Origin of the sequence: Planktotalea sp., from assembly GCF_049680325.1 — a bacterium.
GTDB lineage: Bacteria > Pseudomonadota > Alphaproteobacteria > Rhodobacterales > Rhodobacteraceae > Planktotalea.
The window spans coordinates 1-15,243 of the sequence record NZ_JBAUHO010000208.1; the positions used below are offsets into that span (position 1 = coordinate 1).

The window sequence follows — 15,243 nt, forward strand, 5'->3', positions numbered from 1 at the left end:
ATTTAGCAGAGAGAGGAAACCTAAGAGCGCTGTGCAAGAGCATCTTGCAATAGGGCCAGAACCTTTTCTCTGGGAACATCAGAGGTCACAAAAGCATCGCCGATCCCGCGCGCGAGGATAAAGCGCAACTGGCCGTCAATCACCTTTTTGTCCTGCCCCATCAGATCGAGCAGCGCAGCCGCATCAGGCAGATCGCCCTCTATATCGGCAAGATCAACCTTCATTCCCATCTTTGACAAATGTGCGCGCACCCGGCTTGGGTCTTCCTGCGAGCAAAGGCCAAGGCGCGCAGAAAGCTCGAACGCCAACGCGCAACCGATTGCCACACCTTCGCCGTGCAGCAAACGATCCGAATAGCCTGTTGCGGATTCCAGAGCGTGACAAAATGTGTGCCCAAGATTCAAAAGCGCACGATCGCCTTGCTCTGTCTCATCGCGCAGAACAATGTCAGCCTTCATTTGCACAGAGCGGCGCACCGCCTCGATCCGTGCGGCTTCATCCCCGGCAAGCAGATCAGGGCCGTGAATCTCCAGCCATTCGAAGAAATCCGCATCGCCAAGCATGCCGTATTTGATGACTTCGCCGTAACCTGAGAGGAAATCGCGTTTTGAAAGTGTGTTCAGAACATCCGTATCTGCCAGCACCAGAGCAGGCTGATGAAACGCGCCAATCAGGTTCTTGCCTTGGGGCGCATTGATCCCTGTTTTGCCCCCGACCGAGCTATCGACCTGCGCCAAAAGCGATGTCGGAACCTGAACAAAGCGGATGCCACGGCGCAGAACCGCAGCAGCAAAGCCGACAAGATCACCAATGACGCCGCCGCCAAGCGCGATGACGATATCGCGGCGCTCGATCTTGTTTTCCAGCAGCCATTCAACGCATCGCGAAAATTCCGGCCATGCTTTTGTGCTCTCGCCCGCAGGCAGTTCGAGCGCGACCATGTCGATCCCTTGCGCCGCAAGGCCCGCGCGCAGGCTTTCCAAATGCAATGCTGCAACGCGGGTTTCACTGACAACCGCGACGCGAGGACGTGCCAGCAGCGGCGCGATTTCAGCGCCCGCGCGTGCGATCAACCCCGGGCCAATACGCACATCATAGGCGCGCGTGTCGAGCGGAACGTGAACGACTTCAGGCGTCATCTTTGCACTCCAAAACATCGGGACGCTGGCGCAAAACCTGCGCTACTTGCTGTCCCATATCTTCTATCGAATAAGTCGCGTCGGCCTGAACCGAAATATCCGCCAGCGCGTAAATTCCCGAACGTGCGTTATAAAGCGATTGCAGCGTTGCATAGGGATCAGGTGTTTGCAGCAAAGGGCGCGTGTCCTTGTGGCGAACACGGCTCCAAAGCAGATCAAGCGAGGCTTGCAAGCAAATCGAAATACCCTTTTGGGAAATCAGCTGCCTGTTGCGTTCGGCCAGGAATGCGCCCCCTCCCGTAGATAGGACACATGGTGTGCCCTCCAGAAGTCGCGCGATCACTTCGCTTTCACGGGCGCGAAAGAACGGCTCGCCATCGCGTTCGAAAATCTCGGCAATGCTCATATTGGCGGCGCTGACAATTTCCGCGTCCGAATCAAGAAATGGAACACCAAGGATTGTGGCCAGTGCTTTGCCCACAGCCGTCTTGCCGGCACCCATCATGCCGACCAAAACCACCGTTTTGTGCAATTTCCAGACCATACGTTCCAATTCCGTCGCCTTCGCGTCGGCCAATGCCCGCCAAATTTCGAATTGATCTATTCAATGACGTGAACTTGCCGAAAAGACCATATATAAACGTGACAAAAGACGGCAGGCAGGCGAGGATCAGGCACTATGGGGCGCATCTTAAAATGGTTGATCTATCTCGCGATTCTCGCAGGCATTGCACTTGTTGCATATGCCTACGTTGGCCCGTTCTTCGGCGCTGATTTTTCAGCGCCGCTAGAAGAAATACGCATTCCGGTGGACGTGAATGGCGAAAACTAGCGCGCGCATTTATCTGGCGGCCTTGTTTGCTTTTGGCGCAGGTAGCGCGGCTTTCGCGACTGATCCGCTGTCCGCAATCGAATGGCTGGAAAAGCGGCCCAAGCAAGTCGTGGTTCCACTGACCAAGCCCGACAAAGTCGTCATTGATGAGCCGCCCGTCGCGGGCTCTATCACCACGCCTGAAGTTACAGTAACGCCCCTCGGTGCGCCGGTGCGCGCGGCGGCAGGGCTTTTGCCGTCGAATGTTACAGGATTGCCTCGCCAACTCTGGGTGCAAAGCGATGCAGACAGCGTCGCGACGCTTCTGACCGCATTGAAGGTTGATGCCCAGCCCGCGCTGCAATCCCTGCTTTATACCCTATTGCTGGCAGAGGCGGATCCGCCAAGCGATGAACGAGACGCCAGTTTCATGCGTGCGCGGGTGAAAAAGCTGTTTGAACTGGGTGCTGTTGATCCAGCGTCTGCGCTTTTGGATCGCTCTGATCCAGCGCATGTTGATCTGTTTGATCTTTATTTTGATGTGGCCTTGTTAAACGGCGATGCCGCCCAGCCCTGCGCGGCGCTATCCAAAGATCCCGCGCTTAGCCGTGATCTTGCAAGGCGTATATATTGCGACGTTCAATCCGAAAACTGGGATAGCGCGGCGCTGACCTTGTCCACGGCGGACGCCATCGGTGCCCTCAATGCGATCGACGTCACCTTGTTGGAGCGTTTTCTGGACCCGGAACTATTTGAGGACGTTCTAATCCCTGCCCCGCCCGCGCGTCCAAGCGTGCTACAGTTTCGATTGTTCGAGGCCATTGGCGAAGCGCTTCCAACAACCGCATTGCCCCGCGCCTTTGCAGCAACCGATCTAACGGGCGATGCCGGTTGGAAGCCGCAACTGGAAGCGGCCGAGCGCCTTGCCCGTGTCGGGGCTATTTCTGAAAACCGTCTACTCGGGATTTACAGTAGTCGTATCCCCTCGGCATCTGGCGGCATTTGGGACCGTGTCGAAGCGATTCAGCGCCTTGAGACTGCATTGAATGCGGGTGATCCTGTCGCCGTTCTCAAACAAACCCGGCGCGCATGGACACAGATGGAAAACGCAGGATTGCAAATTCCGTTTGCGACCTTGTTTGCGCAGGGTCTTATGCGCCTGCCGAGCGCGGGCGCCGATGCTGATCTTGTTACCCGTATCGCATTGCTTTCCCCGCTCTATGAACAAGCAGCGTCGCGTGAAACAAGTGATCCTGCGCTAAAATCGGCGCAGGCCGTGGCGACAGGCGAGCCGGTTTCAGGCGGCCCCCATGCCCTTAGCAACGCGATCACGGCGGCTTTTGATTCATCGAATGCGCCGCAGTTTCTAAGCGATATGGCCAAGGAAGGTCAGTTGGGCGAAGCGATACTGCGCGCCATGTCCCTGGCCGCGACGGGTGCCACGGGTGATCCCGGTGCCTTGCAAAGCGGGTTGGCTTTTTTGCGCAGCGTCGGGTTGGAAGACACCGTGCGCCGCACGGCGCTTCAACTGTTGCTTATTGAGGGTAGAGATCAAGGATGAGCGCCACCTCAGAGCACCTGCGCTGGATTTCAACATTTTTGGATGCGCAGGCGGCCGAACTTGGCGCGGCAAATAATACGCAGCTTGCCTATGCGCGTGATCTTAAGGATTTCGCAGGCTGGCTGGCTGCACGCAAGTGCACCTTTGATGCCGCAACACGCGATGATGTTGAGGCTTATCTGATCTTTTGTGATGCTCAAGGGCTGGCAAAGTCAACGCGGGCGCGGCGTTTGTCGGCGATCAAGCAGCTGTATCGGTTCGGGTTTGAAGAAGGCTGGCGAAGCGACAATCCGGCGATTCAGATTGCTGGGCCCGGGCGCGAAAAGCGGCTGCCTAAAACCCTGTCCATGGCGGAAGTGGATGGTTTGCTCGCCGCGGCGCGCGAGGTTGGGCGTTCTCCCCATGACCGCGTGCGAAATACTTGTTTGATGGAACTGCTTTATGCGACGGGCATGCGGGTCAGCGAATTGGTCTCGCTTCCTGTTGCGGCTGCGCGTGGCAATCCACGGATGCTGCTTATTCGTGGCAAAGGGGACAAGGAACGGATGGTTCCGTTATCCCCGCCCGCGCGCGATGCGCTGATCGAATGGCTTGCTGTTTGGGAAGATATTCAAGACGACGCGCGATCCAAAGGCAAAGCTGCGTCACGCTTCCTCTTTGCGTCGCGCGGCAAGGAAGGTCATTTGACCCGCCACCGCTTTTATATCCTTATCAAGGAAATGGCCGTACACGCAGGCGTTATGCCCTCAAAGGTGACCCCGCACACTTTACGCCATGCTTTCGCGACGCATCTGCTTGAAAACGGGGCTGATCTGCGCTCGATCCAGACGCTTCTTGGCCATGCTGATGTGGCAACAACAGAAATTTACACACATGTGCTTGAGGCCCGTTTGCAAGAACTGGTGCTTACGCACCATCCGCTTGCCAAAGACGACGAATAACGGTGCAAAACGCCCGGTTTCAATCGTTGTCTTCCTGCGTCTCTTGAAGTGGCGCGCCCGCGCCCCCATAAGACGTAAAGCATAAGGAGAGACACGCCCGATGGACCCAAGTACCACTGTTTTAGATAGCGCCTTTTGGATGACCGCAGGGGCAATCCTGTTCTTGCTGGTGCTGTCTGGATTTTTCTCTGGCTCTGAAACGGCGCTGACCGCAGCCTCGCGTGGCAAACTGCGCACGCAGGCCGACAAAGGATCGCGCGGCGCACAGCAGGCCTTGGACATTACAGAAGACAACGAACGACTGATCGGTTCGGTTCTGCTTGGCAACAACTTGGTGAACATCCTCGCCACATCGCTGGCGACCGCCTTGTTCACCCGCGCCTTTGGCGACAACGGCGTTGCCTTGGCAACTTTGGTGATGACGCTTTTGGTTCTGATCTTTGCAGAAGTTCTGCCAAAGACCTACGCGATTACCAACGCCGAGCGTGCCGCTGCCGCTGTTTCACCGATTATTCGTCTGGTTATTACAGTTTTCTCGCCCATGGTCAGCGCAGTGCGCTGGCTGGTGCGCGGTGTCTTGCGCCTGTTTGGCGTTCAGACCGACCCGGACAGTCACATTCTGGCTGTGCGCGAGGAAATCGAAGGCGCGCTTAACCTAGGTCACTCGGAAGGCGTTGTTGAAAAGGAAGATCGCGACCGCATTCTTGGCGCGCTTGATCTGGGCGAGCGCACGGTTGAAGAAATCATGTTGCATCGCTCTGGCATCGAAATGATTGATGCCGCCTCTGATCCTGCGCGCATACTCAGCCAATGTCTTGAAAGCCGTCACACCCGCCTGCCCGTCTTTGATGGCGAGCCGGAAAACATCATTGGAATGGTTCACGCCAAAGACCTGCTGCGCGCAATGCATCGCTTGATTGATCCGGAAACAGGCTCGGTCGCGGGATTGACGAAATTCGATATTCGCGAAGTGGCGATGACCCCATACTTCGTGCCCGAGACAACGACGCTAGACGATCAAATGCGCAACTTCCTGCGCCGTCGCACCCATTTCGCACTGGTGGTTGATGAATACGGCACCCTGCAGGGGTTGATTACGCTGGAAGATATTCTCGAAGAAATCGTCGGTGAAATCACAGATGAATTCGACCTTGATGAGGATGCAACCCTGGTTGCGGATGAAGATGGCCACTACAGCATCGACGGCGCAATGACGATCCGCGATCTAAATCGCGCCGTCGACTGGTCGCTGCCCGATGAGGAAGCCAATACAGTCGCAGGCCTTGTCATTCACGAGGCGCAGATGATCCCGACCGAAGGACAAGTCTTCAGCTTTCACGGCTTCCGCTTTGAGGTCATTGGCCGCAAGGGCAACCGGATCACCCAGTTAAAGATCAGACCGCTCTAACGCTTATTCTGCCGCGACACGTTTCGCGGCAGTTTCCAACATCGGCTTTAGGTATTGCCCCGTATAACTGCGTGGCTCTTCGGCGATGGTTTCGGGCGTGCCTACGGCCACCACTTCCCCGCCGCCATCACCGCCCTCCGGGCCAATGTCGATCACCCAATCGGCGGTTTTCACCACGTCGAGGTTATGTTCGATCACGATCACGGAATTGCCCTGATCGACTAATTCATGCAGCACTTCCAATAGTTTGCGCACATCTTCGAAGTGCAAACCAGTGGTCGGCTCATCCAGAATATAGAGCGTGCGACCCGTTGAACGTTTGCTGAGTTCTTTGGACAGCTTCACGCGCTGAGCTTCACCGCCAGAAAGCGTCGTCGCCTGTTGGCCGACCTTGATGTAACCCAGGCCAACGCGCATCAGCGCGTCCATCTTTTCGCGAATACTTGGCACCGCTTTGAAGAAATCCTGAGCGTCCTCAACCGTCATGTTCAACACGTCCGCGATGCTTTTGCCTTTGAATGTCACCTCCAGCGTTTCGCGATTATAACGCGCGCCTTTGCAGGTTTCACATTCAACATATACGTCAGGCAGGAAGTGCATTTCGATCTTGATGACGCCATCACCCTGACAGGCCTCGCAGCGGCCGCCTTTGACGTTGAAACTGAACCGGCCGGGTTTATACCCGCGCGCTTTGGCTTCGGGCAGGCCTGCGAACCAATCGCGGATCGGGGTAAATGCGCCTGTGTAGGTCGCAGGGTTCGAACGCGGTGTACGCCCGATTGCGCGCTGGTCAATGTCGATGACCTTGTCCAGATGCTCCAGCCCTTTGATCGTTTCGCAGGGCGCAGGTGTCTGGCGCGCGCCGTTCAGACGCATCGAGGCGGTTTTGAACAGCGTTTCAATCGTCAGCGTCGATTTACCACCGCCAGAAACACCAGTCACACAAACGAATTTACCAAGTGGGAATTCAACCGTCACGTTCTGCAAATTATTCCCTGTGGCCTTCACCACCTTGATTTTCTTCTTATTTCCCGCACGGCGCTTTGCTGGCACCTCGATCTGGCGCTTACCACTTAGGTATTGTCCCGTGATCGAATTTTCATCGGCAATAATCTCTGCCGGCGTGCCTTTCGAGACAACCTGACCGCCATGCACACCCGCCCCGGGGCCGATATCAAAGACATAATCCGCCTCGCGGATCGCCTCTTCATCATGTTCGACAACGATCACGGTATTGCCCTGATCGCGCAGGTTTTTCAGCGTGCCAAGCAAGCGATCATTGTCGCGCTGGTGCAAGCCGATGGACGGCTCGTCCAGAACATATAGCACCCCCTGCAGGCCCGAACCGATCTGGCTGGCCAATCTGATCCGCTGGCTTTCCCCGCCACTGAGCGTGCCGCTTGCACGTGACAAGGTAAGATACTCTAGACCCACGTTGTTAAGAAAACCCAAACGCTCGCGGATTTCCTTGAGGATGGCGACGGCGATTTCATTCTTTTGAACCGTCAGGTTCTGCGGGACCGACGCACACCAATCAAAGGCCTCTTTGATCGACATTTGCACGACGTGCCCCACGTGCAGGCGCTCTTCCGCTGGCCCTGAAACAGGGCCGATCTTTACCGCCAAGGCCTCTTCGCGCAGACGGAAGCCTTCACATGAACCACAGGGTCTATTGTTTTGATAACGCTCGAATTCTTCGCGAATCCAATTGCTGTCGGTTTCGCGATATCGGCGCTCCATATTCGGGATCACACCCTCGAACACTCGGGTCACCTGATAGACACGGCCAGCCTCGTCATAGCGGAACGGGATTTCCTCTGTGCCAGAACCATACAGGAAGACCTGTTGCACCTTTTCGGACAGGTCTTTCCATTTGGTGTTCTGGTCAAATTCATAGTGTTTCGCGATGGCCTCAATCGTTTGCAAGAAATACGGCGACTTGCCCTTGCGCCATGGGGCCAAAGCACCGTCAGAAATTTTCAGATCCGCATCCGGCACAACAAGACGTTCGTCAAAAAACAGCTCTTTTCCCAACCCATCACAGGTTGGGCAGGCCCCGAAAGGCGCGTTGAAAGAGAACAGACGTGGTTCGATTTCTGGGATCGTGAACCCACTGTCAGGGCAGGCAAATTTTTCGGAGAACGTGCTGCGCTCCGGCTCGCCTTCACTTGGGGCGGTTTCCACAATCGCGATGCCATCCGCCAGATCAAGCGCGGTGCGCAAACTGTCGGCAAGGCGGGTTTCAAGGCCCTCGCGCACAACAATCCGGTCCACGACAACGTCAATGTCATGGCGGAATTTCTTGTCCAGCGTGGGTGGTTCGTCCAGCTCGTAAAACGCGCCATCAACCTTCACACGTTGAAAACCCTGCTTGCGCAACTCCATGAATTCCTTGCGGTATTCGCCTTTGCGGTCGCGAATGATCGGGGCCAAAAGATAGGCGCGCGTGCCCTCCTCCATTGCCATGATCCGATCAACCATATCCTGCACTTGCTGCGCTTCGATCGGCTTGCCAGTCGTCGGGGAATACGGTGTACCAACGCGTGCGAATAACAGGCGCATGTAGTCGTAAATTTCGGTAACTGTCCCAACGGTTGAGCGCGGGTTTTTAGACGTCGTTTTCTGCTCGATCGAGATCGCAGGGCTAAGGCCGCTGATGTGATCCACATCAGGTTTCTGCATCATATCAAGGAATTGACGTGCATAGGCGCTCAGGCTTTCAACGTAGCGGCGCTGGCCCTCTGCATAGATCGTATCAAAGGCAAGCGATGATTTTCCCGAACCGGAAAGACCCGTAATCACAACGAGCTGATCGCGTGGAATATCCACGTCAATCGACTTCAAGTTGTGCTCGCGCGCACCGCGTACTTCGATATTTTTTAACTCGGCCATTTCGCCCCCGGAACTTCAGACGGTTAACACCTAGGTAATTCGTGCAGGAAATCCAATAAGAAAACAAGAACAATGCGCGAACACATGTGTTTATTGCGAAGGAGTTCGGAAGTTTTGTCATTTGCGTGAAATGGGGGTGCCTGGCCCAGTCTTTTCAGATCAAGGATGCACCGCGCGCACGGCGGCGCGAAAGCACCTCATGCACAGCAACGCCGCACAAGCTGAGCAACAAAACGAAGATAACGACGCCGCTCACGCCTGCCGCCAAAATGATTGCCGCAAGGATCGGCGGCCCGCAAGTGGTGCCCACATTCCCCATTTGCGCCAGCGCGCCAGTGGCATGGGCGCGCCCTTCATCCGAGATATTCAGTGCGGCGAGCGTCGCAAAACTTGCCCCGGGGACAAAGCCGGTGGCCCCCATCAATAACAAGCAGGCAATTATGAAAGCGGCATCGTTGCCGAAAAAGAAAAGCAAAGGCAGCGCGGCCAGAGCCGTCAATACATACCCGATCTGAACCGCACGCACTGGGCTCACATATCTCAGCAGCAAGATTCCAAGGGTTAACGACGTCAAAATCGAAGCGAGCGGCAGGCTTGCTGCTAGGCCGCTGCGTTGGCTCTCAGCGACAAAAACCGGCAAATAGGTCAACACCGAAATATAGGTCGCGGTGTACCAGACAAAGCCAAGCGCTGCGGCATTGGTTACGGGCGAGCGGTAAATGCTCAAATGCAGGCGCAGAATGCCAATCAGGGTCAGAGGAACATCTTGCAGCGCGCTTTCATGCGGGGCAATCGGCGCAGGCAAATACCGCCAAAGCGCCAAGGCAAGTGTCAGCATATAGGCGCTGTGGGCCAGCAAGAGCAAAGGCAAACCACCTGCGCGCAAAAGCGGCGGCGCAAGCAAGGCAATCAGCATGAAGGACAGGCCGAAAAAGCTGCTCCAAAGGGTCATAACTGCGGGGCGCGCGGCGTCGGAGCTATGGCGCGCCATCAGGATCGGGCCCGCAATGACGATTGCCAGATGCGTTGCCCCCTCCAGAACACGTAAAACGATCATCAAGGGGTATGGCGGCAGTAAAGCCTGCAGTGCAGACAGCACCGCAGCAAGGATCAGCCCCGTGACAAAGGCCCGCCGAATGCCGACGCGGGTGATTAAAATACCGCCCAAGACCCCAAGCGTAAGCCCAACGGCGCCAACGCAGGATATCAGGAAGCCAAGCGCCACCTCGCCAACGTCATAGACATCGCGGAACGCCGTCAGGGAAATCGCAATCTTGCCAAATTGCGCAGCCGCGCCAAGGCCAGCCATCCAGACAAGGAGAACAATCACATAATCGGTGCGGGGGGCCAAACGATCCAAGCGCTAGATTTTCTGTGCCAAGGCCCAGGCCGTGATCGGAAAATCCGGATCATTGCCAAGGTCGTCGGTGTCGGGATTGTGCTCTGGTGGCCATTCAGGTTCTAGGTTTCGCAGCGCAGCCGCGCGATTACCCCATTGGCCCGTCTTGATCGCTGTTTCATCAAATCCGCATTCAATAAGCAGGTTCTTCAGCCCACGCGCAGACCAACGCGAATTATCCTGCGGGGCCGCATGGAACGGGATGAAGAACGGGGTTGCAATATAGAAATACGATCCACGCTTCATCATTTTCTTTACGTTTTTGGTAGCTGCGTACGGGCGATCCAGATGCTCCCAGACCTGATCCGCGATAATCAGATCAAACTTGCGCGCACGCCCATCCTCGCCCTCAAAGGGGCCTTTGCAGATGTCGTGCTCCGGGTAGCGAAACTGCTCATAGCTGGCAAAATTGAAGTACTGCCCCCACTGCCCCGAAATCTCGGCGACGGACATGCCGTTGAGCGGCAGTTCCTTAAGCCATGCGCGACTGATCCTGCGCATTTCGATCCGGTTGAGGGAAGGCATTGTCTATCTTTCTCCGCTTTACGTTCGCTTTCTTCGATGGCGTTGATTTCCTTCAAGGAAATCAGTTCGGAACCCTTGAAGGGTTCCGCCACCGCTTAGAAGTGAATCGCGCGCCCAAAGGCATCCAGCACGCTTTCATGCATCATTTCGGACAAGGTCGGATGCGGGAAGACGGTGTGCATCAGATCTTCTTCGGTGGTCTCAAGCTGGCGGCCAATGACGTAGCCCTGGATCAGTTCCGTCACCTCTGCCCCAACCATATGCGCGCCGAGTAGCTCGCCCGTTTTTGCATCGAACACGGTCTTCACCAAACCTTCAGGCTCGCCCAATGCAATCGCCTTGCCGTTGCCCATGAACGGGAAACGCCCGACTTTGATCTCAAGCCCGGCGTCCTTGGCCTGCGCTTCGGTCAGGCCGACGCTTGCCACCTGAGGATGGCAATAGGTGCATCCGGCGATAGAACCGGGCTTGATCGGGTGCACTTTTTGTCCCGCGATCAGTTCGGCAACCATCACGCCCTCGTGGCTGGCTTTGTGGGCAAGCCATGGTGCCCCCGCGATATCGCCAATTGCATAAAGCCCGTCGATGCCCGTGCGGCAATATTCATCGGTCACAACATGGGTGCGATCCAGTTTGACGCCAGCGTCTTCCAAACCAAGGTCTTCTACATTGCCGACAATGCCAACGGCGGAAATTACAGTGTCAAAATCTTCCTTGCTGACTTTGCCACCTGTCTCGATATGTGCCGTGACCTTGCCCTTACCGCGATCCAGTTGCTTCACCATCGACTTTTCACGGATTTTCATGCCTTGCGCGACAAAGCTTTTCTTCGCAAAGGCGCTGATTTCTGCATCCTCCACAGGCAACACGCGGTCCATGACCTCGACGACAGTCGTGTCGCAGCCTAGCGTGTTATAAAAACTGGCGAACTCGATCCCGATAGCGCCAGAGCCGATCACGAGCAGCTTTTTGGGCATGCGCGGCGGCGTCAGGGCATGTTTGTAGGTCCAAACCAAATCGCCATCGGCCTCAAGCCCCGGCAGTTCGCGCGCACGCGCGCCTGTTGCAAGGATGATGTGCTTTGACGTTAACGTCTCTACACCTTTGTCGGTTTCAACCAAGACGGTGCCTTTGCCGCCTAGACGCGCCTGTCCCATTACAACATGGATTTTGTTCTTTTTCATCAGATGGCTAATGCCACCCGACAACTGCCCTGCCACTTTACGCGAACGTTTGACGACGGCATCCAGATCGTAATCGATACCCGTCGCGCTAAGGCCGAATTCCTTGGCGCGGTGCATCAGATGGAACACTTCCGCCGAACGCAGCATCGCCTTGGTCGGGATGCAGCCCCAGTTGAGGCAGATGCCGCCCATATGCGCGCGCTCTACAATAGCAACGCTGAGGCCAAGCTGCGCACCGCGAATGGCTGCAACATAGCCGCCCGGCCCTGCTCCAATGACGATCATATCAAATTGCGCCGCGCCCATTGCGTGCCCCCCTTTTCGACTAGGCTACCCAGCGGCAGCGCAAAAGAAAAGAGCAGCCTAAGCTGCTCCTATCCAATACCTGCCTTTTTCGGATTTGCCTAAGCGCTAACGCGCTGCAATTCCTTGACGGTAGAGCCGTAACCGCCATTCTTGACGTAGTCTTTTTCAACATTGGTAAAGCGACGGTCCAGCGCTGCATTGCGATAGGGAAAACGGCCAAAACGGCGGATCACTTCGCGGTGCGCTTTCGCATGCAAAAGGTTGCTATCACCGCTTTTTGGCATGCGCTCTTTCATCAAGCGGATGCAACGTTCCTGATCGCAAAGGTTTTCAGAATGCATCAAAGGCATGTAAAAGAACTGGCGTGCAGGTTCTTCGATGCGCATGTCCCATTGGCGATCAATCGCAACCTTAGCCGCTGCCAGTGCAGCCCTGTCAGACGCAAATGCCTTGCTCGTATCGCGGAACATATTGCGCGAGAACTGGTCCATCAGAATGATATAGGCCAGCGCCCCGCTAGGATAGGTCAGCCAAAGCCCGAACTTGCCTTGCATCGCCGCGTCCCATGTCGCTTCAAAACGATCACGGATTTCCTGATCCAAGCTCTCGTCCGATTTATACCAATCGGCGGGAGATTTCTCATCTAGCCAAAAACTTAAAATGTCTTCCGGGGCCGCAATCATTCCAATTCTCCCAATTGCGCGAATTCGTCATATAAGTGTTACAATCAGCTTAACCGCTGTGCCTAATAACAAAATACGTCAAATGCGACACAATCAGGGGGAATTTTCATCCAATTGCTCCTCAATCGCATTTTCAATCGCGATTTCCCGGGCAACTTCAACGAAAACGGGCGATGAGGACGGCATAATCGATTGAAATCCGGACGTGTCATCTACAGACGGCGCGGCACGCTGGGTCATACGGAACGCGGCATAGATACCGATCGCCAACATCAGCGATGAAATTACCCCGAAAAAGGCACCTGCCCCGAGGTTCGTCATCAACCAACCTGTGATAATGGGACCAGAAATCGCGCCCAAACCGTTGACAAAAACCATCCCGCCCGACGCCGATGCCATATCCTCGTGTTCGAGAAAGTCATTCGTATAGGCCAGAAACAAGGAATAAAGCGGGTTGGACGTTCCACCGACAATGAATGCCGACGCCAACAGAAGATTGAAGTTCCCACCCCAAAAAATAGCAATCAACGCTGCGAAACCACCCAGGACCGCCGTCGCAAGGATCAAGACCCGCCGATCCATGCGATCTGAAAACCATCCCAACGGGTACTGAAGCACCAATGCGCCGATATAGAATGCAGATACAAAAAGCGAAATCTGCGGGATCGTCAGCCCAGCTTTACCGCCGTAAACCGCCGCCATACCGAATTGCGCCGAGAAGACGCCGCCAAGCAAGAACATGCCAACGACGCCCAGTGGTGACACATTGTAGAGCTGTTTCAGCGTCATCGGCTTGGTTGTATCGAACGCAGGTGTGGGTTGGATCGACAGCAAAATCGGCGCAAACGCAACGGAAACCAGAACGGACGGGATAATAAAAAGCGTGTAGCCCGACGGATCGCCAAGCAATAGAACACCCTGCGCGGCGACGATCCCGATCATCTGGACAATCATATAAAGCGAAAGCGCTTGCCCGCGTGTTTCATTGGTCGCCGAATTGTTCAGCCAGCTTTCAGCGGTCACATATACGCCGGAAAAACAGAACCCGATGATGATCCGCCCGACCATCCATGCCTCGGCATTGGCGAGTGCGGGATACAGAATAAGAACGGCAGAAATCATTGAGCCGAGCGCGGCAAAGACGCGGACATGTCCAACGCGGCGGATCATTTCAGGGGCAAGTCGCGAACCGCCCAGAAAGCCAATAAAATAAGCCGACATGACCAGGGACATCTGGAAGGTTGAGAAGCCTTCGATTTCTCCGCGCACACCAAGCAATGTACCTTGCAAGCCGTTGCCGAGCATTAGAAGCATCATACCAAGAAGGAGAGCCCATGAGTTTGAAAGAACTGAAAACATTACGGCTCTGCCTTTTAAGTCTAAAATAACAGCGTGTAGACCTGCTGATATAGCAGGTCTGGTACAGGCGCGACATGCTATGTGTTGCGCACGCCTTTAAGAGTGAGGGATCAGGAGCGAACTATCGCCATAGGAAAAGAAACGATATCCGTTCTTAATGGCGTGGGCATAGATTTCATCGACCCGTTCTTTGCCAATCAGCGCCGAGACGAGCATCATCAAGGTGCTTTTGGGCAGATGGAAATTTGTCATCAGCGCATCTGCGACATGAAAGCAAAAGCCCGGATAAATAAAAATATCCGTCTCCCCTTCCCATGGTGCGATTTCACCGCTTGCAGCGGCAGCGCTTTCGATCAGGCGCAAGGCTGTGGTTCCCACGGGGATAACGCGACGTCCTTCGGACTTGGCCTTGGCGATTTGTGCAGCGGCGGTTGCGCCCACCTGCCCCCATTCGGCGTGCATTTTATGGCTCGTGACGTCCTCGACCTTTACAGGCAGGAACGTGCCCGCCCCGACGTGCAAGGTCACATACGCAAACTCAACGCCGCGCGCCTTCAGCTGTTCCAGCAGTTCATCGTCAAAATGCAGCGACGCCGTGGGCGCGGCGACAGCGCCTGAATGGGCAGCAAAAACAGTTTGATAGTCTTGTTTATCCTGTGCATCCGCAGGTCTGCGCGCCGCTATATAGGGCGGCAACGGCATCGCGCCAGCCTGTGCCAAAGCCGCATCGAAATCATCGCCCACCAGATTGAAAACCAGCGTGCCTTGACCGTCTTCTTTAGACATCAAAGTCGCGCTTAGAGCTGGCGAAAATGTGACCTGTTCGCCCTCTTTGATCTTTCGCAATGGCTTGATAAGCGCGAGCCACGCCCCTTGCTGCGCGCTAGGTTCCAGCAATGTCACTTCGATCTGTGCTTCACCAGAGCCATGTTCGCTTTCGCGTTTGCGCAATCCGAAAAGGCGCGCGGGGATGACCTTGGTATCATTCAGAACCAAAAGATCGCCCGGCTGGAAAATATCGGGCAAGTCATAGAC

13 protein-coding genes are annotated in these 15,243 nt (G+C 55.5%); 4 read left to right on the forward strand and 9 right to left on the reverse strand.

Translation table 11 applies throughout. The annotated features are described in order from the left end of the window. Positions 1-20: 20 nt before the first annotated feature. Positions 21-1,139, reverse strand: a complete 1,119-nt coding sequence (gene aroB, locus WBC85_RS09410; protein ID WP_424435807.1) for a 3-dehydroquinate synthase — start codon at positions 1,137-1,139, stop codon at positions 21-23. Continuing rightward, positions 1,129-1,683: a shikimate kinase gene (locus tag WBC85_RS09415; protein WP_424435840.1), complete on the reverse strand. Its 555-nt coding sequence runs from the start codon at positions 1,681-1,683 to the stop codon at positions 1,129-1,131. Before WBC85_RS09415 ends, aroB begins: the two co-directional genes overlap by 11 nt. 135 nt (positions 1,684-1,818) lie before the next feature. Here WBC85_RS09415 and WBC85_RS09420 point away from each other — a divergent pair, with 135 nt between their 5' ends. From WBC85_RS09420 to WBC85_RS09435, 4 genes are all read left to right on the forward strand, one after another. Beyond that, on the forward strand, positions 1,819-1,971 hold the full coding sequence (locus WBC85_RS09420) for a hypothetical protein (protein ID WP_424435810.1): 153 nt from the start codon (positions 1,819-1,821) through the stop codon (positions 1,969-1,971). Further along, positions 1,958-3,511 (forward strand): hypothetical protein, encoded by a 1,554-nt coding sequence (locus tag WBC85_RS09425; RefSeq protein ID WP_424435813.1) that lies wholly within the window; start codon positions 1,958-1,960, stop codon positions 3,509-3,511. The genes WBC85_RS09420 and WBC85_RS09425 overlap by 14 nt, the downstream gene beginning before the upstream one ends. Then, positions 3,508-4,452 (forward strand): site-specific tyrosine recombinase XerD, encoded by a 945-nt coding sequence (locus WBC85_RS09430; protein WP_424435816.1) that lies wholly within the window; start codon positions 3,508-3,510, stop codon positions 4,450-4,452. Before WBC85_RS09425 ends, WBC85_RS09430 begins: the two co-directional genes overlap by 4 nt. A 100-nt stretch (positions 4,453-4,552) precedes the next feature. Continuing rightward, positions 4,553-5,860, forward strand: coding sequence for an HlyC/CorC family transporter (locus WBC85_RS09435; RefSeq protein WP_424435819.1), 1,308 nt, complete (start codon positions 4,553-4,555; stop codon positions 5,858-5,860). 3 nt (positions 5,861-5,863) lie between these two features. On the opposite strand, the gene uvrA is transcribed toward WBC85_RS09435, so the two are convergent. The 7 genes from uvrA to queA all read right to left on the reverse strand — a co-directional run. Continuing rightward, positions 5,864-8,752: an excinuclease ABC subunit UvrA gene (gene uvrA / locus WBC85_RS09440; RefSeq protein WP_424435822.1), complete on the reverse strand. Its 2,889-nt coding sequence runs from the start codon at positions 8,750-8,752 to the stop codon at positions 5,864-5,866. Between the two features lie 154 nt (positions 8,753-8,906). Then, on the reverse strand, positions 8,907-10,112 hold the full coding sequence (locus WBC85_RS09445; RefSeq protein ID WP_424435825.1) for an MFS transporter: 1,206 nt from the start codon (positions 10,110-10,112) through the stop codon (positions 8,907-8,909). A 3-nt stretch (positions 10,113-10,115) separates the two neighbouring features. Next, on the reverse strand, positions 10,116-10,676 hold the full coding sequence (locus tag WBC85_RS09450; RefSeq protein WP_424435828.1) for a methyltransferase domain-containing protein: 561 nt from the start codon (positions 10,674-10,676) through the stop codon (positions 10,116-10,118). Between the two features lie 95 nt (positions 10,677-10,771). Further along, positions 10,772-12,166 (reverse strand): dihydrolipoyl dehydrogenase, encoded by a 1,395-nt coding sequence (gene lpdA / locus WBC85_RS09455; protein ID WP_424435831.1) that lies wholly within the window; start codon positions 12,164-12,166, stop codon positions 10,772-10,774. Positions 12,167-12,264: 98 nt separating this feature from the next. Next, positions 12,265-12,846, reverse strand: coding sequence for a DUF924 family protein (locus WBC85_RS09460; RefSeq protein WP_424435843.1), 582 nt, complete (start codon positions 12,844-12,846; stop codon positions 12,265-12,267). Positions 12,847-12,942: 96 nt separating this feature from the next. Further along, positions 12,943-14,208: an MFS transporter gene (locus WBC85_RS09465; protein WP_424435834.1), complete on the reverse strand. Its 1,266-nt coding sequence runs from the start codon at positions 14,206-14,208 to the stop codon at positions 12,943-12,945. A gap of 96 nt (positions 14,209-14,304) precedes the next feature. Beyond that, the coding region (queA, locus tag WBC85_RS09470) for a tRNA preQ1(34) S-adenosylmethionine ribosyltransferase-isomerase QueA (protein WP_424435837.1) at positions 14,305-15,243 on the reverse strand (939 nt) is incomplete at its 5' end.

Excerpts from the sequence above, each read along its gene's own strand:
- WBC85_RS09430 (WP_424435816.1), top strand. The coding sequence starts at position 3,508 with ATGAGCGCCACCTCAGAGCACCTGCGCTGGATTTCAACATTTTTGGAT.
- WBC85_RS09435 (WP_424435819.1), top strand. The coding sequence starts at position 4,553 with ATGGACCCAAGTACCACTGTTTTAGATAGCGCCTTTTGGATGACCGCA.
- WBC85_RS09425 (WP_424435813.1), top strand. The coding sequence starts at position 1,958 with ATGGCGAAAACTAGCGCGCGCATTTATCTGGCGGCCTTGTTTGCTTTT.
- WBC85_RS09465 (WP_424435834.1), bottom strand. The coding sequence starts at position 14,208 with ATGTTTTCAGTTCTTTCAAACTCATGGGCTCTCCTTCTTGGTATGATG.
- WBC85_RS09415 (WP_424435840.1), bottom strand. The coding sequence starts at position 1,683 with ATGGTCTGGAAATTGCACAAAACGGTGGTTTTGGTCGGCATGATGGGT.
- WBC85_RS09450 (WP_424435828.1), bottom strand. The coding sequence starts at position 10,676 with ATGCCTTCCCTCAACCGGATCGAAATGCGCAGGATCAGTCGCGCATGG.
- uvrA (WP_424435822.1), bottom strand. The coding sequence starts at position 8,752 with ATGGCCGAGTTAAAAAATATCGAAGTACGCGGTGCGCGCGAGCACAAC.
- aroB (WP_424435807.1), bottom strand. The coding sequence starts at position 1,139 with ATGACGCCTGAAGTCGTTCACGTTCCGCTCGACACGCGCGCCTATGAT.
- lpdA (WP_424435831.1), bottom strand. The coding sequence starts at position 12,166 with ATGGGCGCGGCGCAATTTGATATGATCGTCATTGGAGCAGGGCCGGGC.
- WBC85_RS09420 (WP_424435810.1), top strand. The coding sequence starts at position 1,819 with ATGGGGCGCATCTTAAAATGGTTGATCTATCTCGCGATTCTCGCAGGC.